19 protein-coding genes and 2 riboswitches are annotated in these 23413 nt (G+C 69.3%); of the genes, 8 read left to right on the plus strand and 11 right to left on the minus strand.

All coding sequences use genetic code 11. The features are described from left to right. Positions 1–83: 83 nt before the first annotated feature. From ACWGJP_RS14495 to typA, 3 genes are all read right to left on the minus strand, one after another. Positions 84–1712 carry an MFS transporter gene (locus ACWGJP_RS14495; RefSeq protein WP_452330508.1) on the minus strand — a complete coding sequence of 543 codons (1629 nt, stop codon included), beginning with the start codon at positions 1710–1712 and terminating at the stop codon, positions 84–86. Then, the gene (gene glsA / locus ACWGJP_RS14500; protein ID WP_452330509.1) at positions 1709–2719 is read right to left on the minus strand and encodes a glutaminase A; all 1011 of its coding nucleotides are present in this window, start codon (positions 2717–2719) and stop codon (positions 1709–1711) included. The genes ACWGJP_RS14495 and glsA overlap by 4 nt, the downstream gene beginning before the upstream one ends. An 87-nt stretch (positions 2720–2806) precedes the next feature. Continuing rightward, positions 2807–4720: a translational GTPase TypA gene (gene typA / locus ACWGJP_RS14505; RefSeq protein ID WP_452330510.1), complete on the minus strand. Its 1914-nt coding sequence runs from the start codon at positions 4718–4720 to the stop codon at positions 2807–2809. A 136-nt stretch (positions 4721–4856) separates the two neighbouring features. Between typA and ACWGJP_RS14510 the strand changes: the two genes are divergently transcribed. From ACWGJP_RS14510 to ACWGJP_RS14520, 3 genes are all read left to right on the plus strand, one after another. After that, entirely contained in the window at positions 4857–5621 is a 765-nt protein-coding gene (locus tag ACWGJP_RS14510) for a CPBP family intramembrane glutamic endopeptidase (protein WP_452330511.1), read from the plus strand. Positions 5622–5684: 63 nt separating this feature from the next. Continuing rightward, positions 5685–6080, plus strand: coding sequence for a hypothetical protein (locus ACWGJP_RS14515; RefSeq protein ID WP_452330512.1), 396 nt, complete (start codon positions 5685–5687; stop codon positions 6078–6080). After that, positions 6035–6526 carry a hypothetical protein gene (locus ACWGJP_RS14520; protein ID WP_452330513.1) on the plus strand — a complete coding sequence of 164 codons (492 nt, stop codon included), beginning with the start codon at positions 6035–6037 and terminating at the stop codon, positions 6524–6526. Before ACWGJP_RS14515 ends, ACWGJP_RS14520 begins: the two co-directional genes overlap by 46 nt. A gap of 90 nt (positions 6527–6616) precedes the next feature. On the opposite strand, the gene gcvP is transcribed toward ACWGJP_RS14520, so the two are convergent. The 8 genes from gcvP to ACWGJP_RS14560 form a co-directional block, all read right to left on the minus strand. After that, on the minus strand, positions 6617–9451 hold the full coding sequence (gene gcvP, locus ACWGJP_RS14525; protein WP_452330844.1) for an aminomethyl-transferring glycine dehydrogenase: 2835 nt from the start codon (positions 9449–9451) through the stop codon (positions 6617–6619). Positions 9452–9513: 62 nt separating this feature from the next. Next, positions 9514–9891, minus strand: a complete 378-nt coding sequence (gene gcvH, locus ACWGJP_RS14530) for a glycine cleavage system protein GcvH (RefSeq protein ID WP_452330514.1) — start codon at positions 9889–9891, stop codon at positions 9514–9516. Further along, the gene (gene gcvT, locus ACWGJP_RS14535; protein ID WP_452330515.1) at positions 9888–10988 is read right to left on the minus strand and encodes a glycine cleavage system aminomethyltransferase GcvT; all 1101 of its coding nucleotides are present in this window, start codon (positions 10986–10988) and stop codon (positions 9888–9890) included. The genes gcvH and gcvT overlap by 4 nt, the downstream gene beginning before the upstream one ends. A gap of 52 nt (positions 10989–11040) precedes the next feature. After that, a riboswitch (glycine riboswitch) is annotated at positions 11041–11148 on the minus strand. After that, positions 11149–11244: riboswitch (glycine riboswitch) on the minus strand. It lies immediately after the preceding riboswitch. A gap of 29 nt (positions 11245–11273) precedes the next feature. Next, a complete protein-coding gene (locus ACWGJP_RS14540) occupies positions 11274–12107 on the minus strand; it encodes an ATP-binding cassette domain-containing protein (protein WP_452330516.1) in 834 nt (277 codons plus the stop codon). Continuing rightward, entirely contained in the window at positions 12104–12958 is an 855-nt protein-coding gene (locus ACWGJP_RS14545) for an ABC transporter ATP-binding protein (RefSeq protein WP_452330517.1), read from the minus strand. Before ACWGJP_RS14545 ends, ACWGJP_RS14540 begins: the two co-directional genes overlap by 4 nt. Continuing rightward, the gene (locus tag ACWGJP_RS14550) at positions 12955–13920 is read right to left on the minus strand and encodes an ABC transporter permease (RefSeq protein ID WP_452330518.1); all 966 of its coding nucleotides are present in this window, start codon (positions 13918–13920) and stop codon (positions 12955–12957) included. The genes ACWGJP_RS14545 and ACWGJP_RS14550 overlap by 4 nt, the downstream gene beginning before the upstream one ends. Beyond that, complete coding sequence (locus tag ACWGJP_RS14555) at positions 13913–14908, minus strand: ABC transporter permease (RefSeq protein WP_452330519.1); 996 nt, start codon at positions 14906–14908, stop codon at positions 13913–13915. Before ACWGJP_RS14555 ends, ACWGJP_RS14550 begins: the two co-directional genes overlap by 8 nt. A 44-nt stretch (positions 14909–14952) precedes the next feature. Further along, complete coding sequence (locus ACWGJP_RS14560; protein WP_452330520.1) at positions 14953–16650, minus strand: ABC transporter substrate-binding protein; 1698 nt, start codon at positions 16648–16650, stop codon at positions 14953–14955. A 247-nt stretch (positions 16651–16897) separates the two neighbouring features. Here ACWGJP_RS14560 and ACWGJP_RS14565 point away from each other — a divergent pair, with 247 nt between their 5' ends. From ACWGJP_RS14565 to nadC, 5 genes are all read left to right on the plus strand, one after another. After that, on the plus strand, positions 16898–18853 hold the full coding sequence (locus tag ACWGJP_RS14565; RefSeq protein WP_452330521.1) for a GMC family oxidoreductase N-terminal domain-containing protein: 1956 nt from the start codon (positions 16898–16900) through the stop codon (positions 18851–18853). A 71-nt stretch (positions 18854–18924) separates the two neighbouring features. After that, a complete protein-coding gene (locus ACWGJP_RS14570; RefSeq protein WP_452330522.1) occupies positions 18925–19632 on the plus strand; it encodes an NUDIX hydrolase in 708 nt (235 codons plus the stop codon). A gap of 33 nt (positions 19633–19665) precedes the next feature. Then, a complete protein-coding gene (gene nadA, locus ACWGJP_RS14575) occupies positions 19666–21075 on the plus strand; it encodes a quinolinate synthase NadA (protein WP_452330523.1) in 1410 nt (469 codons plus the stop codon). After that, positions 21072–22562 (plus strand): L-aspartate oxidase, encoded by a 1491-nt coding sequence (nadB, locus tag ACWGJP_RS14580; RefSeq protein ID WP_452330524.1) that lies wholly within the window; start codon positions 21072–21074, stop codon positions 22560–22562. The genes nadA and nadB overlap by 4 nt, the downstream gene beginning before the upstream one ends. Continuing rightward, on the plus strand, positions 22559–23410 hold the full coding sequence (nadC, locus tag ACWGJP_RS14585; protein ID WP_452330525.1) for a carboxylating nicotinate-nucleotide diphosphorylase: 852 nt from the start codon (positions 22559–22561) through the stop codon (positions 23408–23410). Before nadB ends, nadC begins: the two co-directional genes overlap by 4 nt. The last annotated feature ends 3 nt before the right edge of the window (positions 23411–23413 follow it).

Here is a 23413-nt window from a genome sequence, read left to right on the forward strand (position 1 = left end):
GCTCCCACCTGGGCATCCCGTGTTGATCCGGTGGGAGAAGCCGTTCGACGCTCTCGGGAAAGTATGTTATGTATTCGTTATCTTCACTCACCCACCGGCGAGGGATCAGGGATCTCCTGCGGCTTGTAACGCGGCAGGCGGGAAGCCGGAAGGATCGCCAGCGCGCTCACGCCGGCGAGGACGAGGAGCCCCAGCCGCAGGGTGTCCAGGCGCACCTGCTCATTGATCGCCACCGCGGCATCCACCTGCTCCGGCGTCGCGTCGGTTCCTTCCAGGACGGTGCGCAGATCGTCGTTGCTGATGAAGTTCACATCGTCCAGGTCGACCTGTTCGACCAGCGACGGCGGGATCTCCGGATGCTCGGCGACGGCGGCGGCCACACCGAGCCCCAGCAGCGACACGAGCAGGGCGCCGGCGACGGCCGTCCCGACGGCGGAGGCGAGGTTCTGCGTGGTGCCGCGGAGCGATCCGACATCGCCGGCGAGCTCGGGCCTGGCCGACGTCACGAGCACGTTGAACACGAGGGTGACGAGCGCGCCTTGACCGATCCCGAAGACGATGAGCCCGATGATCGTCGGGAACGTCTCCCAGTTGTTGGTGACGACGAACGAGAGCCAGACGAGAGCCGCCGTGGTGAGCACGAAGCCGAACACCCCGATCGTGCGCGGCGGGTAGCGCTTGTAGAAGCGCACCACCAGCGTCGCGGTGATGAAGACCGTGAGGTTGAACGGCATCATCGCCAGCGACGTGTCGAAGGGCGTCCTGCCCTGAACGATCTGGATGTAGAGCGGAATGGAGAAGTTCACGCATGCCTCGAGCGCGACGACGATGAACATGGCGTACACCGCGGCCCGCTCCTTGGAAGAGCGCAGCACGCTCAGGTCGATGAGCGGCACGGCTCCCCTGCGCATCCTCCGACGGGTCCAGAGGAAGAACGCCTGCCCGAGCACGATGCCCGCGACGACGAAGACCGGTGCCGGCGAGAGGCCGAGCACCTCGAACGGCGCTGCCGGCGTCGCCTGCAGCGCGCCCCAGGCGTTCAGGTTATTGAAGCCGAGCGTGAGCAGCACGACCGCCGCACCGATCAGCGCAGACGCTACGAGATCGATCCGGATGGATGCGTCCCCTCGGTCACCGCGCAGCGTGAAGCTCAGCACGAAGACCGCGACCGCGATCGCCAGCACGATCATGAACACCGGACGCCATCCGACGAAGGTCCCGAGCGTGCCGCCGATGAGGAAGGCGGTGACCCCGGAGATCGCACGCGCGGAGCCGAGACCGCCGATCGCGGTGGCCTGCTGTGCGCCGCGGTAGTTCTCCGCGATGAGCGCCACCAGCGAGGGAACGATGATGGCGGCGGCGGCTCCCGCCAGGACCTGCCCGGTGATCGCCCACCCGATCGTCGGCGAGACGATCATGAGCAGGGAGGAACCGGCGAAGAGGGCGATCACGATGCGGAACATCAGCACCCAGCCGACGCGCTGGCCGAGCTTGGCGCCCGTCATCACGAGGGCGGCGACGGCGAGGCCGTAGACGACGATCGTCGTGCTGGCGACGGTCGGCGCAACGCCGAAGTCGTCGACCATTCCGCCCAGCGAGATGGGGAGAGCCGCGACGTTGAATGACATCAGCACCTGGGCGAGGAAGAGGCTCACCATCGGGAGCCAGGAGGTCTTCTCCTGGGCGGGAGCTGCGGGGGCTGCGGTGGTCATGACGGCACCTCTCGGGGGACGGGGGCGGATGCGAAAAGATTCAGCCCGAGGGCTCGGGAGAGATGACCGATGGCGAGCTGCGCGCGCACGGAGTTCCCCGCGGCATCCAGCCGCGGCGAGAAGGCCGCGGCTGCGCCCTTGCCGGGAGCCACGGCGACGATGCCTCCCGCCACGCCGGATTTCGCAGGGAGGCCGATCTCGAACAGCCACTCCCCCGAGCGCTCGTAGAGCCCGCTCGAGGCGGTGACGGCGAGCGTATCCCTGCAGACGTCCGCGGAGACGACGCGCTCGCCGGTGACGGGATTCACACCGCCGTCGGCGAGCGTTGCCCCCATGACGGCGAGATCGTGCGCCGTCACGCTGAGCGCGCACTGGCGCGTGTAGACGTCCACGATCTCGTCCGGATCTCCCGACAACCGCCCGTAGGACTGCAGGAGCCGCCCAATCGCGCGGTTGCGCTCGTTGCTCGCCGCCTCCGAACGGTAGACCTCTTCGTCGAGGGCCAGCGGTCGACCGGCGAAGGCGGAGAGCCCTTCTCGGATCCGCTCCCACTTCTGCTCCGCCGACGCACCTGGCACGAGGGCCGTCGTGGCGATCGCGCCCGCGTTGACCATCGGATTCATCGGATGCCCGGCGTTCAGCTCGATCGCGATCACCGAGTTGAAGGCGAGACCGGTGTTGTTGACCCCCACGATGTCCCGCACGAGAGCGTGTCCGTGCTCGGCGATCGCGAGCGCGTAGACGAACATCTTGGAGATCGACTGGATCGAGAACGCGTGCAGGGCATCTCCTGCGTCATGGACGCCGCCGGATGCCTCGATGACGGCGATGCCGAACAACGCGGGATCGGCCTCCGCGAGGATCGGGATGTAGTCCGCCACCGCGCCCGTGTTCTCTCCGGCATAGCGCGCATGCGCCTCGCGGACGAGCTCCTCGACCCGTGGCCAACCGGGCAGAGAGCCGGTGGAGACCTGCTGGGGCACGGCCTCGAAAGGCGTCGGATCCACGAGACCTCCTGCACCTGATGCGAGTCGCCCCCAGCAACTAGGTCAAACCTAGCGGCTGGGGGCGACTCGCGGGAAGGGCTCCTGATCTCAGGCGTTGGCGTCCTGGCGCTTCAGACGCGAGGCCTCACGCCCGCGGATCGTCTGGTCGAGGATCACCTTGCGGATGCGGACCGCGTCGGGGGTGACCTCGACGCACTCGTCCTCGCGGGCGAACTCCAGCGACTCCTCGAGCGAGAGGATGCGCGGAGGCGTCATCGACTCGAAGGTGTCGGCCGTGGCCGAGCGCATGTTGGTGAGCTTCTTCTCCTTGGTGATGTTCACGTCCATGTCGTCCGCGCGGGAGTTCTCGCCGACGACCATGCCCTCGTAGACCTCTTCGGTCGGCTTGACGAAGAACGACATGCGCTCCTGCAGCGCGATCATCGCGAACGGGGTCGCGACGCCGGCGCGGTCGGCGACGATCGAGCCGTTCTGACGCGCGACGATGGAGCCGGCCCAGGCGTCGTAGCCGTGTGCGATGGCGTTCGCGATGCCGGTGCCACGGGTGATCGAGAGGAACTCGGTGCGGAAGCCGATCAGACCGCGCGACGGGACGATGAACTCCATCCGGATCCAGCCGGTGCCGTGGTTGATCATGTTGTCCATGCGACCGCGGCGGTTGGCCATGAGCTGCGTGACGGCACCGAGGTGCTCTTCGGGGACGTCGATCGTGAGGTGCTCGTACGGCTCCTGGATCTTGCCGTCCTCGCCCTTGCGGGTGACGACCTGGGGCTTGCCGACCGTGAGCTCGAAGCCCTCGCGCCGCATGTTCTCGACGAGGATGGCGAGCTGCAGCTCACCGCGGCCCTGCACCTCCCAGGCATCCGGACGGCCGATGTCGTTCACGCGGAGCGAGACGTTGCCGATGAGCTCGCGGTCGAGGCGGTCCTTCACCATGCGCGCGGTGAGCTTGTGCCCCTTGACCTTGCCGACCAGCGGCGAGGTGTTCGTACCGATCGTCATGGAGATGGACGGCTCGTCGACCGTGATCTGCGGGAGCGGGCGGACGTCTTCCGGGTCGGCGATCGTCTCGCCGATCATGATGTCCGCGAAGCCTGCGATGACGGCGATGTCGCCGGGGCCCGCCGACTCGGCGGGGAAGCGCTCGAGCGCCTTGGTCATGAGCAGCTCGGTGATGCGGGCGTTCTGGGTCGTGCCGTCCTGGCGCACCCAGGCGACCGTCTGGCCCTTCTTCAGGGTGCCGTTGAAGATGCGCAGCAGCGCGAGGCGGCCGAGGAACGACGAGGAGTCGAGGTTGGTGACCCAGGCCTGCAGCGGGGCCTCGTCGTCGTAGGCGGGTGCGGGGACGTGCTCGAGGATGGCGGCGAAGAGCGGCTCGAGGTCGTCGTTGTCCGGCAGTTCGCCGTTGGCCGGGCGATTCTGCGATGCGGCGCCGGCACGGCCGGAGGCGTAGACCACCGGCACGTCCAGGAGCGCATCGACGTCGAGGTCCGGCACGTCGTCGACGAGGTCGGATGCGAGTCCCAGCAGCAGGTCGTGCGCCTCTTCCTCGACCTCCGCGATCCGCGCGTCAGGGCGGTCGGTCTTGTTCACGAGGAGGATCACCGGCAGCTTCGCCTCGAGCGCCTTGCGCAGCACGAAGCGGGTCTGCGGCAGCGGCCCCTCGGAGGCGTCGACGAGCAGGACGACGCCGTCGACCATGGACAGACCGCGCTCGACCTCGCCGCCGAAGTCGGCGTGGCCCGGGGTGTCGATCACGTTAATGGTGATCGGGGTGTCGGTGTGGGCGCCGTTGTACGTGATCGCGGTGTTCTTCGCGAGGATCGTGATGCCCTTCTCGCGCTCCAGGTCGTTGGAGTCCATCGCGCGCTCGTCGACGTGCGCGTGCTCGCCGAACGAGCCGGTCTGACGGAGCATGGCATCGACGAGGGTGGTCTTGCCGTGGTCGACGTGCGCGACGATCGCCACGTTGCGGAGGTCTGAACGGAGGGCGTGCGCCATGAAGGAAATCCTCAGAAGGGAGTGGAAAAAGTGAGCGCCGACCCGGCGTCCTGCACACGGGCGACTCTTCAGGATATCGCACCCTCGCTGATCGCTCTCTGAGCGTGCTCATCGGGGCGCGCACTAGCATCGGTGCGTGAGCTCGACGAACCTCCCTGCACAGCCGGCGCGCGCGCGGATCGCTGCGGAGATCGCGATCGTCCTCGCCCTCGGTCTCGGTCAGTCGGCGATCTACTCGGTCGTCCAGCTCGTCTACCGGCTCACCGACTCCACGCCGCTCGCCGACCAGACGACGACCCTGAACCCCTCGCGCAGCGACAGGGAGATCTTCGACCTGATCTATCAGGTGCTCTCGGTGGGCTTCGCGCTCGTCCCCGTGCTGCTCGTGTGCTTCCTGGTCTGGCGGCAGCACCGGCCGCATCTGGGCGATCTCGGCCTCGACGGCGAGCGGATCGGCAGGGACACCGGTCGCGGCATCCTGCTCGTCCTCGCGATCGGCGTCCCAGGGCTCGCGTTCTACGTGGTCGGGCGGTTGCTCGGCTGGTTCGTGTCGGTGGAGGCGAGCGGGCTGGACGCGCACTGGTGGACGGTGCCGATCCTGCTGCTGTCGGCGGCGCGGGCCTCGATCCAGGAGGAGTTCGTGGTGCTCGGCTATCTGTTCCTCCGGCTGCGGCAGCTGGGCTGGGGGCCGTGGCCGATCATCATCGCCACGAGCATCCTGCGCGCGACGTACCACCTCTACCAGGGGCCGGGCGCCTTCCTCGGGAACCTCGCCATGGGGCTGCTGTTCGGCTGGCTGTTCTCCCGCTCCGGCCGCCTGCTCCCCTTCCTCGTCGCCCACTTCCTCATCGACGCCGCCGCGTTCATCGGTTATCCGCTGGTCGCCCCGCTCCTGCCCTGAGCTGCGCCCGCGAACCCGCGACACCACGCCGAGCGCGGTTGGCGCGCGGGGCGCCTCACCCGCTTGTTCCGCGGCGTCTACGTCGAGACAAGCCGCTGGGATGCGCTGCCACCCTGGGAGAAGTACCTCGTCCGATTGCACGCTGCTCTCGCCGCCGATCCGCAACGCGTGTTCTACGGCGAGTCCGCCGCGGCGTTGCTCGGCGTGCTGATCCCCTATCAGAACAGACCCGTGCACATCCTCGCGAAGGGGCCGTCATCACGCGAATACCGGGGTGTGCGCACCCATGTCTCGGTCGATGAGCGCGAGATCATCTGCGTCGACGGCATCCATCTCACCTCTCCAACGGCCACCGCGGACGATGTTCGCGCTATCGACCGCCCGCCGAGTCCCTCGCATACTTGGATGCGCTCATGCGCATCGATCCGCACACGACGACTGACGTGGTCATCGCACTGAACGAGAGCCTCACATCGGGTCGCGGGCGACGACTGGCGCGATGGGCGCTGGAGAGAGGGACGGCACTTCGCGAGAGCCCACTCGAATCCGCCAGCGCCGCTGTCATCGAGTGGCTCGGATATCCCGCGCCACTCCACCAGCATGTGTTCGGGTTCGAGGGAGCCGAGGACCGTGGAGACTTCTTCTGGGCCGAGCAGAACGTCCTCGGAGAGGCGGATGGCACCATCAAGTACTCCGGGGCAGACGGCGAGCAGACGGCGGCGATCGCCGCGGAGAAGAGCCGAGAGAATCGGCTCCGCCGGCACCTCAGCGGCGTCGTCCGCTGGGGGTGGTCTGAGCTCGAGAACATCCAACCTCTGGACGAGGCGCTTCGTGCCGCAGGGCTGCGCCCGGTCCGAAACCGGGACTCGCTTCGCCTCGCCACCTTCCGCCCGTTCGGCCGATGATCGCACGACACTTGAGCCAGCAACACCACGCCGAGACGATGTCGGCCCGACATCGTCTCGGCGTGGTGTTGCGAGTTCGCGAGGTGCGGGTCAGGCGAAGGCCTCCACGGGAGGGCAGGCGCAGACGAGGTTGCGGTCGCCGTAGGCCTGATCGATGCGGCGCACCGGCGGCCAGTACTTGCCCGCGACGAGAGCGTGCACGGGGTACGCGGCCTCCTCGCGCGTGTACGGGTGGTTCCACTCCCCCGCGATGAGCGAGACGGCGGTGTGCGGGGCGTTCACGAGCGGGTTGTCCGCGGCATCCCACTCACCGGCCGCGACCCTGTCCGCCTCGGCCTTGATCATGATCATCGCCTCGATGAAGCGCTCGATCTCGCCCAGATCCTCCGACTCGGTCGGCTCCACCATGAGCGTCCCCGCGACGGGGAACGACATGGTCGGCGCGTGGAAACCGTAGTCGATGAGGCGCTTGGCGACGTCGTCGACGGTGACCCCGGTGGCCTCCTTGAGCGGTCGGAGATCGAGGATGCACTCGTGCGCGACCCGACCGTTCTCGCCCGTGTACAGCACCGGGTAGTGCTCCTTCAGCCGCTCCGCGATGTAGTTCGCCGACAGCACGGCCGCCGCTGTCGCATCGCGCAGACCAGGGGCGCCCATCATCCGCACGTACGACCAGGAGATCGGCAGGATACCGGCGGAGCCGTACGGCGCCGCGGAGACCGGACCACCGGCGAACGCGAATCCGCCCGCATGCTGCGCCTTCTGCGCCAGCGGGTGCGACGGGAGGTAGGGCGCGAGGTGCGCCTTGGCCGCCACCGGACCGACACCCGGTCCTCCTCCGCCGTGCGGGATGGCGAACGTCTTGTGCAGATTGAGGTGCGAGACGTCCCCGCCGAGGTCGCCGAAACGGGCGTAGCCGAGGAGGGCGTTGAGGTTCGCGCCATCGACGTAGACCTGGCCGCCGGCCGCGTGCACGGCGGCGGTGATCTCGGTGACCTGCTCCTCGTAGACGCCGTGCGTGGACGGGTAGGTGATCATGAGCGCGGACAGCTCGTCGGCGTGGGCCGCGATCTTCGCCCGCAGGTCGTCGAGATCGACGTTGCCGAGCTCGTCGGTCGCCACGACGACCACCTTCATGCCCGCCAGCACCGCGGATGCCGCGTTGGTGCCGTGCGCGGACGATGGGATGAGGCACACCGTGCGGTGCTCGTCCCCGTTCGCCAGGTGGTAGCCGCGGATCGCGAGGAGGCCGGCGAGCTCGCCCTGCGAGCCGGCGTTCGGCTGCAGGGAGACCGCGTCGTATCCGGTGACCTCGGCGAGCCACGCCTCGAGCTGGTCGATGAGCTCCAGGTATCCCCCGACATCGGATGCCGGTGCGAACGGGTGGATCTGCGCGAACTCCGGCCAGGTGATCGCCGCCATCTCCGTCGCCGCATTGAGCTTCATCGTGCAGGACCCCAGCGGGATCATGCCGCGATCGAGCGCGTAGTCGCGATCGGCGAGGCTCTTCAGGTAGCGCATCATGGCGGTCTCCGAGCGGTGCACGTGGAAGACCGGATGCGTGAGGTACTCGTCCGTACGGCGCAGTGCACCCCACGTGCCGACGGACGCGCGCAGCGGCGCCGACCACCAGGTGCGACCGAAGGCGATGCCGTCGGCGGCGGGAGCGGCGCCGAACAGGCCGGCGACCGCGACGAGGTCTCCGTACGAGGTGGTCTCATCGACCGAGACGCCCACGAGATCGGTGCCTGCCGCGCGCAGCAGGAGGCCTGCGTCGTGTGCGGCATCGACGACGGCTCCGGCATCCGGCACCCGCACCGTCAGCGTGTCGAAGAATGCCTCCTCCACGACCTCGACGCCGGCTTCACGCAACCAGGATCCGAGGACCGCGGCCTTGCCTGCGACCTCCTCCGCGATCGCCCTCAGGCCGTCCGGCCCGTGGTAGACGGCGTACATCGAGGCCATCACGGCCAGCAGCACCTGCGCCGTGCAGATGTTGCTCGTCGCCTTCTCGCGGCGGATGTGCTGTTCACGGGTCTGCAGCGAGAGCCGATAGGCGGGCTTGCCGTCGGCATCCACCGAGACGCCGACGAGCCGGCCGGGCAGCTGGCGCTCCAGACCCTGACGGACGGCCATGTAGCCCGCGTGCGGGCCGCCGAAGCCCATCGGGACACCGAAGCGCTGCGTCGTGCCGACCGCGACATCCGCGCCGAGCGAGCCGGGCGACGCGATCAGCGTGAGCGCCAGCAGGTCGGCGGCGACGACCGCGAGACCGCCCGCGACATGCACGGCGTCGATCACGGCGGTCGGGTCCCACACCAGTCCGGACGCGGCCGGGTACTGCACGAAGACGCCGAAGAGCTCCTCGGGCAGCGCCTCACCGGCGGCGAGGTCGCGCTCGACGAGCTCGATGCCCACGGCCTCCGCCCTGGTGGCCAGCAGAGCCTTGGTCTGCGGGAACGCCCCCGAGTCGACGACGAACACGTTCGACCGGACCTTCGAGGCGCGACGAGCGAGCAGCATGCCCTCCGCCACCGCCGTGGACTCGTCCAGCATCGAGGCGTTCGCGGTCGAGAGACCGGTGAGGTCGGCGACCATCGTCTGGAAGTTGATGAGCGCCTCGAGCCTGCCCTGCGAGATCTCCGGCTGGTAGGGCGTGTACGCGGTGTACCAGGACGGGTTCTCCAGCACGTTGCGCTGGATCACGCTGGGGGTGATGGTGCCGTAGTAGCCGAGGCCGATCATCGGCGTGTTGACCGTGTTGCGGGCGGCGAGCGCGCGCAGCTCGGCCAGCGTCTCGGCCTCGGAGGCCGCGGGCGGGATCACCGATTCGCCGGCGGCGGTGAAGATGGATGCCGGCACGGCCTGGCGCATCAGCGCCTCGATGGGAGCCGATGCGCCGGTGACGCCCAGCGCCTCCAGCATCTGCCGCTGGGCCTGGTCGGTCGTGCCGATGTGACGTTGCGCGAAGGAGACCACGGGTGCGATCAGCCCTGGGTGTGAGCGACGTAGGCGTCGCGGTCGAGCAGGCCGTCGAGCGCACCGTCGGCGACCTCGACCTTGATCAGCCAGGCGCCGTCGAACGGCGAGGAGTTCACCAGCGCAGGGTCATCGGCGACGGCGTCGTTGACCTCGACGACGGTGCCGGCCACCGGGGCGTACAGCTCCGAGACGGACTTCGTCGACTCGGCCTCGCCGAAGACGTCGCCGCGCTGCACGACGGTGCCGACGGCGGGCAGCTCGACGAAGACGATGTCGCCGAGGGCATCGGCGGCGAAGTCGGTGATCCCGACGGTCGCGATGGCGCCCTCCAGGGCGACCCACTCGTGCTCTTCGCTGTACTTGAGGGTGGTGAGATCGGTCATTTCTTCCTCCGGTAGAAAGGCAGGTCGACGACGGTCGCGGGGATCTTCGTCCCGCGCACGTCAAGGAACAGGGGCAGTGCGGATGCTTCGGGGTCGATGTACGCCATCGCGACGGGATGGCCGAGCGTCGGGCTGAGCGCGCCGCTGGTCACCTCTCCGACGACCGCGCCGTCCTCGGCGACCACGGCGTACCCGGCGCGGCCGGCGCGGCGGCCCTCCGCCGCGAGACCGACGAGCACGCGTGCGCCCCCGGCGGGAGTCACGGCGTCCTTGCCGACGAAGGCGTCCTTGTCGGTGACGACGACGCGGCCGAGACCGGCCTGGGCCGGCTTCGTGTCGAGCGAGAGCTCGTGGCCGTACAACGGCATCCCCGCTTCGAGGCGCAGCGTGTCACGGGCCGCCAGACCGGCAGGGACGAGCCCCTGATCGGAGCCGGCGGCGAGCAGCGCATCCCAGAGCGCTGCGGCATCCTCCGCCTGGACGAGGAGCTCGAAGCCGTCCTCGCCGGTGTAGCCGGTGCGCGCCAGCAGCAGCGGCGCGCCATGGAATCGCGCGGAGGCCCAGGCGTAGTACTTCTGATCCCCCCAAGGGATGGAGACCTCCGAGATGCCTTCGGTCGCCGCGACGATCGTCTCGGCTGCCGGCCCCTGCACGGCGAGGAGGGCGTAGTCATCGGAGACGTCGACGACGACCACGTCGAACGAGCCCGTCCGTTCCTGCAGGGCGGCGGCGACGGCATCCCTGTTCCCCGCATTGGAGATGATCAGGTAGCTCTCCTCGCCGAGCCGGTACACGATGACGTCGTCGACGATCCCACCGGTCTCGGCGAGCAGAAGCGAGTACTTCGCCTTGCCGACGGGCATGGCCGAGATCCGACCGGCGAGCGCGTAGTCGAGGTACGCGGCGGCATCGCCGCCGTCGACGGTGAACTCGGCCATGTGCGAGATGTCGAAGAGGCCGGCGGCCTGTCGCACCGCGTGATGCTCGGCGAGATCCGAGGTGTAGCGCACCGGCATCTGCCAGCCGCCGAAATCGGTGAAGGACGCGCCGAGGGACTCGTGTCTGTCTCGCAGCGGGGTGTAGCGGGCCTCGGCCATGGAGTTCTCCCGTCGATCGGAAGGATGCCGTACGGAATGCACGGTATCCGAGAACTCCCCCTCTGTCATGGGCCTGAGAGTTTCGCCCTTCGACCGTTCGGAGAACGTGTCGCGGGGCTTTCACCGTCGGCGGATGGCGGGCATCGCTTTTCAGAGCGGCCCGACCCGGGCGGTACGCGGTACCTGAGAGATTGGCGGGGAGGCTTGCTCCTTCGGTGCCCGGCTGTGTTCACCGGGGCTCTCCCGCACGGGTCGTGGGGCCTTTCTTCACTTATGAGCTACAGCTTAGGGCGTGCCGGCCAGCTCCGCGCGCACCTCGTCCCTCAGCCGACCGAGATTCTCGGGCTCAGGGGCCGCCGCCAGCAGCGTCCTGGTGTACTCGTGCTGGGGGTTCAGGATCACCTCGTCCGCGGCTCCGCGTTCGACGATGTCGCCGCGGTACATGACGAGGATCTCGTCGCTGAAGTGCCGCGCGGTGGCCAGGTCGTGCGTGATGTAGAGCACGCCGAGCTGCTCCTCGCGCTGCAGGTCGGCGAGGAGGTTGAGAACGCCCAGCCGGATGGACACATCAAGCATCGACACCGGTTCGTCGGCGACGATGAACCGCGCGCCGGGCGCCAGCGCGCGGGCGATCGCGACGCGTTGGCGTTGCCCACCGGACAACTCGTGCGGGCGGCGCTCGGCGAAGCTCTCGGCCGGTGAGAGCCGCACCCGCTCGAGCAGTTCGAGGGCGCGCTCGCGCACCTGTGCACCGGTGAGCTCCGGATGATGGATGCGCAGCGGCCGCTCGAGGTGGTGGACGATCGTGTGGAAGGGGTTCAACGAGGCGAACGGGTCCTGGAACACCATCTGCACATCCGAGCGGTACCGCGCCAGCGCCCGACCTCCGGTTCCCGTCGGCGCGCCGTCGAGGAGGATCTCGCCCGAGGTCGGGGTCTCGAGCTTCATCAGCATCCGCGCGATGGTGGACTTGCCGCTGCCCGACTCTCCGACCAGTGCGATCGTCTTCCCCGCCTCGAGCGTGAACGAGACGTCCTTCACCGCGTGCAGGATGCTCGTGCGCAGCCCGGAGCGGAGCCGGAAGTCCTTGACGAGATGCCGTGCTTCGAGGGTGCTCATCGGATCTCCTCCGTCGCGCCGGAGCGGACGAAACCGCCGCGTTCGCCGCGCAGGCTCGGGAAGCTGGACAGCAGCTTCTTCGTGTACTCGTGCTGCGGGTCCCGGTAGATCTCCTCGGCCGTTCCCTGCTCGACGATCTCACCCTGCAGCATGACGGCGATGCGGTCGCTGATCTCGATGAGCATCGGCAGGTCGTGCGTGATGAAGATCACGGCGAAGCCGAGCCGCTCGCGCAACCGCATGATCTCGCGGATGATCCCGCGCTGCACGACGACGTCCAGGGCCGTGGTCGGCTCGTCCATGATCATCACCTGGGGGTCCAGCGCGAGCGCCATGGCGATCATCACACGCTGGCGCATGCCGCCGGACAGCTCGTGCGGGAAGCTCGTCAGCCGGGAGGGGTCGACGCCGACGAGCCGCAGCAGCTCCTCGGCGCGCTCCTTCTTGGCCGCACGGCTCATGCCGGGGCGATGCGTGTCGAAGACGTCGAAGATCTGCGCCTTCACACTGATCACGGGGTTGAGGGAGTTCATCGCCCCCTGGAAGACCATCGAGATCTTGTCCCAGCGGAACGACCGCAGCCCGTCTTTCTCGAGGGCGACGATGTCGATGTCGAAGCCCTCGCGGTCGTGGAAGGTGATCTCGCCGCCGGTCATCAGAGCCGGCGCCTTGAGCAGACGGTTCAGGCCATAGGCGAGGGTGGTCTTGCCGCAGCCGGATTCGCCGGCGAGGCCGAGGATCTCGCCGCGATGAAGGGTGAGCGACACGTTCCTGACCGCCTTGACGGGCGGATCCACCTCGTACTCGATGGACACGTCACGCGCGGTCAGCACGGCTTCCGTGGCGGTCATGCCTGCACTCCCTTCGCCTTCGCCGCCCGTCGCAGGCGGCGCGCGGCCTCCGGTGCGCCCCGCAGCTTGGGGTTGATGATCTCGTCGATGGAGAAGTTGATGAGCGACAGACCGCAGCCCAGCAGCGCGATGAGCAGGCCGGGCGGGATGAACCACCACCACGCCCCTGTCCCGAGCGCCTGACCGGACTGCGCGTCGTTGAGGATCGTCCCCCAGGTGATCGAGTCGGTCGCGCCGAGCCCGAGGTACGACAGCCCCGCCTCGCCGAGGATGGCGAAGATGATCGCGAAGAGGAACTGCGCCGCCAGCAAGGGCAGCAGGTTCGGCAGGATCTCGACGAGGATCACGCGGAACGACTTCTCCCCCGCGGTCTTGGCGGCGTAGACATAGTCGCGGCTGCGCAGCGACCTCGCCTGGGTGCGCAGCACGACGGCGGAGCCTGCCCAGGAGGTGATGCCGAGGACGAAGGCCACGAGCAGCCAGCTGCGGGTGTCGAAGTACGTGGCGATGACCATCGCGAGCGGCAGGCCGGGGATGACGAGCATGATGTTCGTCACGAGGGAGAGGCCCTCGTCGCGCCAGCCGCCGACGTATCCGGCGAGCACGCCGAAGAACAGCGAGAGCACGATCGCGATCGTCCCCGCCACGATGCCGACCAGGAGCGATCCCTGCGTGCCGTGGGCGAGCTGCGCGAGGACGTCGTAGCCGAGCTTGGTCGTGCCGAGGAGATGCTCGGCACCAGGCGGCTCGAGCGCCGGGTTCTGGGAGTCGCGCGGATTCTGCGTGAGGAACGGCCCGAGGACGCCGAAGAGGACGATCCCGAGAACGAGGACGAGACCGGTGACGAGCTTCGCCGATCGGCGGGGAAGCATCGCGCGGATCCCGCCTCTGGCCCGTCGCTGCGTGATGATCGCGACGGTTCCCGGCAGCGCGGGGGTGGGCTTGGTGGTGGTGTCAGACATTGTGGCGCGCCCTCGGGTCGATGTAGCCGTAGACGAGGTCCATGACGAAGTTGGCGGCGAGCACCGTGAGGGTGATCACCAGGAAGACCCCCTGCATGAGGGCGTAGTCGCTGTTCTGCACGGCCTGGAACATCAGCTTGCCGATGCCGGGGTAGGTGAACACCTGCTCCATGACGATGGAGCCGGCCACGACGAAGCCGAGGGTGATCGCGAACCCGGCGATGGACGGGATCGCCGCGTTGCGCGCGGCGTACATGGTGAGGATGCGCCGGGGCCGCAGCCCCTTGGCCTCGGCCGTGGTGACGTAGTCCTCCGCGAGGGTGGAGACCATCATGTTGCGCATCCCGAACAGCCAGCCGCCGACGGAGCTCAGCACGATCGTGAGGGCGGGGAGAACGGCGTGGCCGACGGCATCCGCGAAGAACGCCCAGGTCCACTCCGGCCCCCTGGGGAAGTCGAAGACGCTGTAGCCGCCGATGATCGGGAAGACGCCGAGCCCGACGGCGAAGACCGCCACCAGCACGAGGGCCAGCCAGAAGTACGGGATCGACTGCAGGATCGTCGTCGCGGGGATGAGGTGGTCGACCCAGGTGCCGCGCTTCCATCCCGCCCATGCACCCAGCACGATGCCGAGGATGAAGGAGATGACGGTCGCGACGCCGACGAGGATGATCGTCCACGGCAGCGCCTGGCCGATCAGCTCGGCCACCGGGGTCGGATACTTCGTCACGGAGATGCCGAGATCCCCCTGGAGCATCCGACCCCAGTAGCCGACGTACTGCTCCCACAGCGAGGAGTCGTCCGAGCCGAGCAGCAGCTTGATGTTGCGGATCGTCGTCTCCGAGATCTCGCCGCCGTTGCGCTGCAGCTTGGCGATCATGATGTCCGCCGGGTCGCCAGGCATCAGACGAGGGAGCAGGAAGTTGAGGGAGATCGTGGCCCACAGCGTGATGATGTAGAACCCGATCCTGCGGGCATAGAAGTTCATGTCTGCTCCTCTTCCTCCTGCTCTCCTCTTCTGTCAGGCGGCGCTCAGCCGACCGGCTCCAGGTGCTGCAGGATGTAGCCGGCGGCGACGGAGCCCCAGGACGGCGGGAACGCGTACAGGTCGTCCTCGGTGGGCCAGCCGGTGAAGTCCTTCGCGTTGTAGAAGGTCTGCGTGGCGTTGATGACCAGCGGGATGTAGGGCAGGTCGCGCACGATCTCGTCCTGGATGACGGCGTACTGCTCCATCTTCACGGCCTCGTCGTTCGTGGCCGCGGCCACCGCGATCGCGGCATCCACGGTCGGGTTGTCGTAGCGGCTGAAGTTCCAGCGACCGGCGGGGACCTCCTCGCCGACGGGGTTGGTGGACTGGATGGCGGTGCCGCCCACCCAGTCGCGGTAGATCTGGAACGGATCGGCGACCGAGGTGCCGATCATGCCGCCGACGATCAGCTCGTACTGGCCGGTCTGGCGCGCGTCGGAGAACTCCTGCCACTGCACGGTGCCGACGTTGATCTTGATGCCCGCTGCTGCGGCCTGCTCCGCGATGAGCTTGGCCGCGTCGTTGTAGTCGGTCCAGCCGTCGACGGAGATGAGGTCGAGCTCGATGGCTGCGCCGTCCTTGCCGTAGAAGCCGTCGGCATCCTTGGTGTAGCCGGCCGCCTCGAGGATGGCACCGGCGCCTGCGGCATCCGGATCCTGCGGGCTGAGCTCGTTGGCGGGGTCGGCGACCCACTTCTCATCGCGGGGAAGCAGGGCGTAGGTGGGCGAGATGTCGCCCGTGAGGTCGACGAAGGCCTTCTCCTTGATGGTGCCGCGGTCGATCGCGACGTTGAGCGCCTGCCGGACGGCGACGTCGGTCTGCTCGCCGGTGCAGCCGAGGTCCGCGTTCGCGCAGGTGTACAGCACCGTCGGGTCCTGCGGGGTGTTGATCCAGGAGATCTGGCCGTTCGCGGTCACGGAGTCGGGGTTCGGGATGAACATGCCCGCCCAGTCGAGCTCGCCGGCGGCGAGGAGGTCCTGCGCCGACTGGTTCGCGTCGATGGCGATGTACTGCACGGTCTTGACGGCGGGGACGTCCGCATCGCGGAAGTTCTCGTTCGCGACGAGCGTGTAGGACTCGCTGGTGACGCTGTCCACGACGTACGGGCCGGACCCTACCGGCTCCTCGTTGGTGAAGTTCGCGAAGTCGTCGACTTCGCCCCAGACGTGCTCGGGGAGGATCCAGGTGCCGCCGAGGCGCTGCCACTCATTGGTGAACTGCGGCTCCGCGTAGGTGAGCACGACGGTCGTCTCGTCGGTGGCCTCGGCGGAGACGAGCCCCTGGCCCTCGGGGTTGTTGCCCTCGTAGCTGAAGGTGAAGGCGACATCGTCCGCGGTGAGCGGCTCTCCGTCGCTCCAGGTCAGGCCGCTCTTCACCGTGATGGTGATGACCGTGCCGTCCTCGTTGAAGGCGTACGACTCGCCGACCATGCCGGTCGGGTCCTCGGCCGCGGTCTTGTTGAAGAAGAACAGGGGCTCGAGGATCGGACCGAGCGCGCCGTGGAGCACGGTCGGGGCGAAGGGGTTGAAGTTGGCGGTGATCGGCGTCTGGCTGCCGGCCCAGACGCGCAGGGTGACGTCGGAGTCGCCGCCGCCGCCGGATTCGTCGCCGCCACCGCCGGTGCATGCGGTGAGGGTGAGGGCGAGGGCGGAGGCCCCCGCGATCGCCGCGATCGCTGCGCGGCGCTTTCCACTGCGGATCATTGGTATTCGTTCCTCTCGGTGCTTCGTTGCTGGAGGGATGCTGCTCATCGTTGAGACCCCGGGGGTGGGGTTTTGTTAGGACAGTAACCTAACAAACCCCGCCGCGCCAACAGAGCAGGGGGTCACGACGGCGTAACGTTTGCGGGCTCGACAGGCACTGACGTGAATGATGATTCACTTAGCTCTTGCGCAGCCCCCTCGGCGCACGCCATGCTGACACCAGCGACGACGCTAACAGGAGGCAGACATGACGTTGACCGCAGCACAGCGGGCGACCTTCACCGCCATCTTCGACACCTTCGCCCCCGGCGATGGCGACGGCATCCCCTCGGCCTCCGCCCTGGGCGCCGTCCCTGTCGCGGAGGCCATGCTCGAGGCGAATCCGCGCAAGGCGGACGCCGAGCTGCTCGCGAAGGTGCTGTCGATCTGGGACACCCCATTGGGCGGGATGCTGCTCGGATTCGGACCGCGCCGCTTCTCACGCATGCCGCAGCACGAGCGCGAGGCGGCGCTCATCGCGATGTCGGATTCGAACGTCGCGATCCGGCGGAGCCTGTTCCAGAATCTCAAGTCCGCCGCGATGCTCTCGTACTACATCACCCCCGACGCCGAGGGCTCCTCGCCGCTCTGGCGCGCCATGGGATACCCCGCTCCCCCTGGCCGGCGCACCGACGCCCTGGCCGCGCCGCTGCATCCGCACACGCCGGCCGCGGACACGGAGCTGTCCTGCGACGTCGTCATCGTCGGCTCCGGCGCCGGTGGCGGCACCGCCGCAGCAGTGCTCGCGAAGGCGGGCCTCGAGGTCATCGTCGTCGAGAAGGGCGCGTACTACGACGACGGTGACTTCGACGGAGGCGAGGCGTCGGGCCTCGCCCGCCTGTACGCACCCGGCCCGAACGCGACCGCGGAGGGACAGCTGAGCCTGCTCTCCGCGCAGTGCCTCGGCGGCGGCACCGTCGTCAACTTCTCGACATCGTTCCGCACCCCGGAGCATGTCCGTGCCGAGTGGGCGTCGCTGGGCGCCGAGCAGTTCGCGACACCCGAGTACGACCAGGCGATGGATGCCGTCTGGGCGCGCCTGGGCGTGAACGGCGAGACGAGCCCGGCATCCGCACGGGATCAGATCATGCAGCGCGGCCTGGAGGCACTGGGCTGGCACGTCGGGTCGCTCGATCGCAATGCCGTGGGCTGCGAGGCGGCGACCGAGTGCGGTCGATGCGGCTACGGCTGCCGGATCGGGGCGAAGCAGTCGGTGACGAAGACCTGGCTCGCCGACGCGGAGGCCGCAGGGGCGCGCCTGCTCACCGGGGTGGATGTCCGCACCGTCGAGACCTCCGCAGGCCGGGCGACGGGCGTCAGCGGCGTGACCGCGGACGGCCACCGGGTCGCCATCAGGGCGAAGGCGGTGATCGCCGCAACAGGCAGCGTGCAGACCCCTGCACTGCTGCGCCGCTCAGGGCTGTCCAACCCGAACATCGGCGCGCACCTGCGGCTGCACCCGGCCACCGCGGTGTGGGCGGAGTTCGAGGAGGACGTCCGCCCGTGGGAGGGCACCATGCAGGCGAGGTACTCGGCCGAGCACGCCGATGTCGACGGCTCGGGCTACGGAGTGGTCTACGAGACCGCAGCGGCGAACCCCGGCCTGTCCGTCGCGTTCCAGGCCTGGCGAGGGGCCGGCCGCCACCTCGCCGACATGCGGCGACTGTCGCGCTACTCGAGCGTGGGGGTGATCACGCGCGATCAGGACTCCGGGCGAGTGAAGGTCGGCAAGGACGGCGAGCCCACCCTGCACTACGTCCTCTCCGAGCGCGACGCCGCCAGGGTGCAGGTCGGCGTTGGCGGGGCGGCGCGCATCCTCGAGGCGGCCGGCGCCACCCGGATCTTCTCCGGGCACCAGGCCGGTATCGAATGGTCGCGCTCCTCCGGCATGCCCGTGGCCGACTTCATCGATCGCTGCGGACGCGCCGGTTACGGACCCGGCCGCTGCTCGATGGCCGCGCTGCACATCATGGGCTCCGCCCGCATGGGCGGCTCGGCCGACATGAGCGCGGTGAATCCGGACGGAGCCGCCTGGGAGGTGCCCAATCTCTACGTGGCTGATGCGTCGACGTTCCCGACGAGCTCCGGGGTGAACCCGATGATCTCGATCGAGGCGATCGCGTACATGACGGCGACGAGATTGGCTGCGCGCATGGCCGGATGACATCCGCGCGTCATCGGTTTGCACTTCGGGTCATCGCGACACTAAGATCGGATCCGGAGGTTAGGGTCACGATGACACGAACTGAGGATGTCGGCATCCGCGTCGCCGTCTCCACGGCGATCCTCACGCTGCGCCGCACCGGCGACGGCGCGACGGCGCTGTCCCTGCCCCTGGTGCTGCGCACGCGCGATCCCCACCAGGGGCTGTGGGCCCTGCCAGGCGGCTGGCTGGGCGAGCCGGAGGACCTCGAGGATGCGGCGGCGCGCACGCTCGCGGAGACCACAGGCCTCTCCCCCAGCTATCTCGAGCAGCTCTACGCCTTCGGCGACGCCGACCGCTCGCCGACCAGGGTCGTCTCGATCGTGTACTGGGCGCTGCTGCGCCAGGACGAGGTGGACGCGCAGCGCGCGGCGCACATCGCGGCGGGCAACGCCCCCGAGAACGTGCGCTGGTTCGACGCGGCCGCCCTCCCGCAGCTCGCCTTCGATCACAACCGCATCGTCGACTACGCGCTGTGGCGCCTGCGCAACAAGGTCGGCTACAGCCGGGTCGCGCACGGCTTCCTCCCGCCCACCTTCACGCTCGCCGAGCTCAGGGAGGCCTACGAGGCGATCCTCGGGCGGCGCCTGGATCCGGCCAATTTCCGCCGCCAGGTGGAGTCCTCGGGCAACCTCCTGCCGACCGATGACTTCCGCACGGGGAGCCACCGTCCCGCCCGCCTGTACCGCTACAACACCGACGTCGAGCTCGCCGACCACGGCCCGCTCGCCACCCGCTGATCCCCCGCACCCGCCCGACGAAACGAGCACCCGATGAGCATCACCTTCGTCCCCGTACCGACCGTTCCGACCGACCCCTCGGTCGATCACGCGATCCAGGCGATCGTCGCCGGGGCGTCGACGGACGCCACCTGCTCCACCGACCTCGCCGTCGGCCCCTGGGACTTCGACACGAGACCCGGCTACGGCCCCGGCTCGTCCATGGGCGATGTGATCCCCACCGGCGCACCACGGCAGGGCGAGCTTCCCGCCGCGTACCGGGACGCGCCGGAGGACGAGCTGCATGCCAGGATCATCGCCGCCAAGCAGGCGCTCGGCGACCGGGTCGTCGTGCTCGGGCACTTCTATCAGCGCGAAGAGGTCGTGACGCACGCGGACTACGTCGGCGACTCCTTCCAGCTCGCGAACGCGGCGCTGGAGCGCCCTGACGCCGAGGCGATCGTGTTCTGCGGCGTGCACTTCATGGCCGAGACCGCCGACCTGCTCTCGCGGCCGGAGCAGGCCGTCATCCTCCCCAACCTGGCCGCAGGCTGCTCCATGGCGGACATGGCCGACATCGATCAGGTCGAGGAGTGCTGGGAGCAGCTGGCAGAGGTGTACGGCGACCTCGAGGCCGTCGATGCAGACGGCCGTGTGCCGGTGATCCCGGTCACCTACATGAACTCCTCAGCGGCGATCAAGGGCTTCGTCGGCAGGCACGGCGGCATCGTGTGCACGTCGTCGAATGCGAGGACCGTCCTGGAGTGGGCGTTCGAGAGGGGCCGCCGCGTGCTGTTCTTCCCCGATCAGCACCTCGGACGCAACACCGCGAAGGCCATGGGCGTGCCGTTGGAGCGGATGCCGATGTGGAACCCGCGCAAGGCGCTCGGCGGCTCCACCGCCGAGGAGCTCTCCGATGCGCAGGTGATCCTCTGGCACGGCTTCTGCTCGGTGCACCGCCGCTTCACCGTCGCGCAGATCGACCAGGCGAGGGCCGAGCACCCCGGCGTGCGCGTCATCGTGCACCCCGAGTGCCCGATGGACGTCGTGGATGCCGCGGACGAGGCGGGTTCGACGGACTTCATCCGCAAGGCGATCGCGGCGGCGGAGACCCCCACGACGTTCGCGATCGGGACGGAGATCAACCTCGTCCGCCGGCTCGCGGCCCAGTATCCCCAGCACGAGATCTTCTGCCTCGACCCCGTCGTGTGCCCGTGCTCGACGATGTACCGGATCCACCCCGGCTACCTCGCCTGGGTGCTGGAGGAGCTCGTCGCCGGTCGCACGCCGAACCGCATCACGGTGACCGACGACGTCGCAGAGCCCGCCCGCCTCGCCCTGCAGCGGATGCTCGCCGCGAAGCCGACGCCGTTCACGTCTCCCACCCCCTCGGCCGCTGAGCCCACCCCCTCGGCCGCTGAGCCCACCCCCTCGCTCGCTGAGCCTGTCGAAGCGCGCCCATGATCGTCCTCGTCGTCGGCTCCGGCATCGCCGGCCTCACCGCTTCGCTGCACGCGCACGAGGCAGGCCACGCGGTCACGATCATCACCAAGGGCGCGCTCGGCGATGGATGCACCGGCTTCGCACAGGGCGGCGTCGCCGGCGTCTACGGCCAGGGGGACTCTCCGGCGCAGCACGCCGCCGACACGCTCGCCGCCGGGGCAGGGCTCTCCGATCCGGCCGCCGTCGACGTGCTCGTCGGGGACGCGGCTGAGCGCATCGCCGAGCTGATCGCCCGCGGCGTCGCCTTCGATCGCGCGGAGGACGGCACGCTGCTCCTGGGCAGGGAAGCGGCGCACGCGCACGCCCGCATCGTCCACGCCGGCGGCGACGCGACGGGCGCCGCCATCTCGGCGGCCCTGGTCTCGGCCGTCAGGCGCACATCGATCGAGGTCGTCGAGCACGCCTTCCTCGCCGACCTCCTCGTCGACGAGGGCCGTGTCCGCGGCATCCGTGCCCTCATCGGGGACGTCGAGCGCGACCTCGCCACCGACGCCGTCATCCTCGCCACGGGCGGCGCGGGACACCTCTACGCGCACACCACGAACCCGGCGGGCACGACCGGTGACGGCATCGCCGCCGCCCTCCGTGCGGGCGCCGCCGTCGCGGACCTCGAGTTCATGCAGTTCCACCCGACGGTGCTCGCCGAGGGCCCCGCCTTCCTCATCTCCGAAGCCGTCCGCGGCGAGGGGGCGACGCTCGTCGACGACGAGGGCCGCCGGTTCGCGTTCGACAGCCACCCGGACGGCGAGCTGGCTCCGCGCGACGTCGTCTCCAGAGCGATCGCCCGCCAGGCCGCCGCCCAGGGCTCACCGGTGCGACTGGACGCCACGATGCTCGGAGCCGAGAGACTGGCCGAGAGGTTCCCCACCATCGACAGGGTCACCGCAGAGCGCGGCTTCGACTGGTCCAAGGAGCCGATCCCTGTCACTCCGGCCGCTCACTATCTCATGGGCGGCATCGTCACCGACCTGGACGGGCGCACGACGCTCCCCGGGCTCCTCGCCGTCGGCGAGACGGCGCGCACGGGCGTGCACGGGGCCAACCGGCTCGCCTCCAACTCGCTGCTGGAGGGCGCGGTGTTCGCCGCGCGCGCCGCGGCGGCGCTCGGCGACGTGCACACCGGCGTCCTCGGCGAGCTCCCAGATACCGCACGCCTCGATGGGACCGACGAGCCCGCGCTCGACGCGCACGTGCCGTTCTCCCGCGCCGCGCTGCAGCAGCTCATGTGGGACGGCGTAGGCCTGTTGCGCACCGCAGAAGGCCTCAGGAGCACGCTCGGCGTCCTCCACGCGTGGCAGCGGACAGCATCCGTCCCGTCCACCGTCGCCGAGCGGGAGGACGCGAATCTGCTGCTGCTGGCGGAGGCCGTGACATCCGCCGCGCTCCTGCGCACCGCGTCCGTCGGAGCACATCACCTCGACACCCCGATCCTGGAGACCGTCCGATGATCACCGCTGCCACCCTCACCCGTGTCGTCGCGGCCGCGCTCGAGGAGGACGCTCCCTGGGGCGATCTGACCAGCTCGGCGCTGCTGCCCGCAGACGCGACCGCCACCGCCGATCTCGTCGCGCGTGAAGCCGGTGTGTTCAGCGGCGGCGACGTCTTCGCCGCCGCGTTCGCCCTGACCGACTCCGCCGTCACGATCGATCTGCACTTCGCGGACGGCGACGCGTTCGCGGCCGGTGATGTGCTCGCCTCCGTCTCTGGATCGGCGCGGAGCGTGCTCACGGCCGAGCGCGTCGGGCTGAACTTCGTCCAGCGCATGAGCGGCATCGCGACGCTCGCCGCCGTCTACGTCGACGCCGTCGAGGGCACGGGTGTGCGGATCGCCGATACCCGCAAGACGACGCCGGGGCTGCGCGCCTTCGAGCGACACGCGGTCGCCTGCGGCGGCGCGAGCAATCACCGCTACTCGCTCTCGGACGCGGTGATGGCGAAGGACAACCACCTCGCCGTGCTGCAGCGCTCCGGCGCCGATCTCGCCGAGGCGCTGCGTGCATCGCTGGCGCGGCTCCCGCACACGACGCACGTCGTCGTCGAGGTCGATCGCCTCGATCAGATCGAGGCCGTGCTCGCCGGCGGCGCACACACCGTCATGCTCGACAACTTCAGCCTCGACGCTCTCCGCGCCGGCGTCGCCCTCGTCGGGGGGCGGGCGGTGGTGGAGGCATCTGGAGGGGTGAACCTCGACACCGTGCGCGCCATCGCCGAGACCGGCGTCGACGTCATCTCGGTCGGAGCGCTCACCCATTCGGCGCGCGCGCTCGACCTGGGGCTCGATCTCCGGATCGGCTGAGCC

Source organism: Microbacterium sp. NPDC055903 (genome assembly GCF_053615555.1).

Bases quoted from the DNA above. Each gene is read 5' to 3' on its own strand.
- ACWGJP_RS14560 (WP_452330520.1), bottom strand. From the start codon at position 16,650: ATGATCCGCAGTGGAAAGCGCCGCGCAGCGATCGCGGCGATCGCGGGG.
- ACWGJP_RS14520 (WP_452330513.1), top strand. From the start codon at position 6,035: ATGCGCATCGATCCGCACACGACGACTGACGTGGTCATCGCACTGAAC.
- gcvT (WP_452330515.1), bottom strand. From the start codon at position 10,988: ATGGCCGAGGCCCGCTACACCCCGCTGCGAGACAGACACGAGTCCCTC.
- typA (WP_452330510.1), bottom strand. From the start codon at position 4,720: ATGGCGCACGCCCTCCGTTCAGACCTCCGCAACGTGGCGATCGTCGCG.
- nadB (WP_452330524.1), top strand. From the start codon at position 21,072: ATGATCGTCCTCGTCGTCGGCTCCGGCATCGCCGGCCTCACCGCTTCG.
- ACWGJP_RS14570 (WP_452330522.1), top strand. From the start codon at position 18,925: ATGACACGAACTGAGGATGTCGGCATCCGCGTCGCCGTCTCCACGGCG.
- nadA (WP_452330523.1), top strand. From the start codon at position 19,666: ATGAGCATCACCTTCGTCCCCGTACCGACCGTTCCGACCGACCCCTCG.
- nadC (WP_452330525.1), top strand. From the start codon at position 22,559: ATGATCACCGCTGCCACCCTCACCCGTGTCGTCGCGGCCGCGCTCGAG.
- ACWGJP_RS14545 (WP_452330517.1), bottom strand. From the start codon at position 12,958: ATGACCGCCACGGAAGCCGTGCTGACCGCGCGTGACGTGTCCATCGAG.
- ACWGJP_RS14495 (WP_452330508.1), bottom strand. From the start codon at position 1,712: ATGACCACCGCAGCCCCCGCAGCTCCCGCCCAGGAGAAGACCTCCTGG.
- ACWGJP_RS14540 (WP_452330516.1), bottom strand. From the start codon at position 12,107: ATGAGCACCCTCGAAGCACGGCATCTCGTCAAGGACTTCCGGCTCCGC.
- ACWGJP_RS14555 (WP_452330519.1), bottom strand. From the start codon at position 14,908: ATGAACTTCTATGCCCGCAGGATCGGGTTCTACATCATCACGCTGTGG.
- gcvP (WP_452330844.1), bottom strand. From the start codon at position 9,451: ATGCTGGAGGCGCTGGGCGTCACCGGCGCATCGGCTCCCATCGAGGCG.
- ACWGJP_RS14550 (WP_452330518.1), bottom strand. From the start codon at position 13,920: ATGTCTGACACCACCACCAAGCCCACCCCCGCGCTGCCGGGAACCGTC.
- ACWGJP_RS14565 (WP_452330521.1), top strand. From the start codon at position 16,898: ATGACGTTGACCGCAGCACAGCGGGCGACCTTCACCGCCATCTTCGAC.
- gcvH (WP_452330514.1), bottom strand. From the start codon at position 9,891: ATGACCGATCTCACCACCCTCAAGTACAGCGAAGAGCACGAGTGGGTC.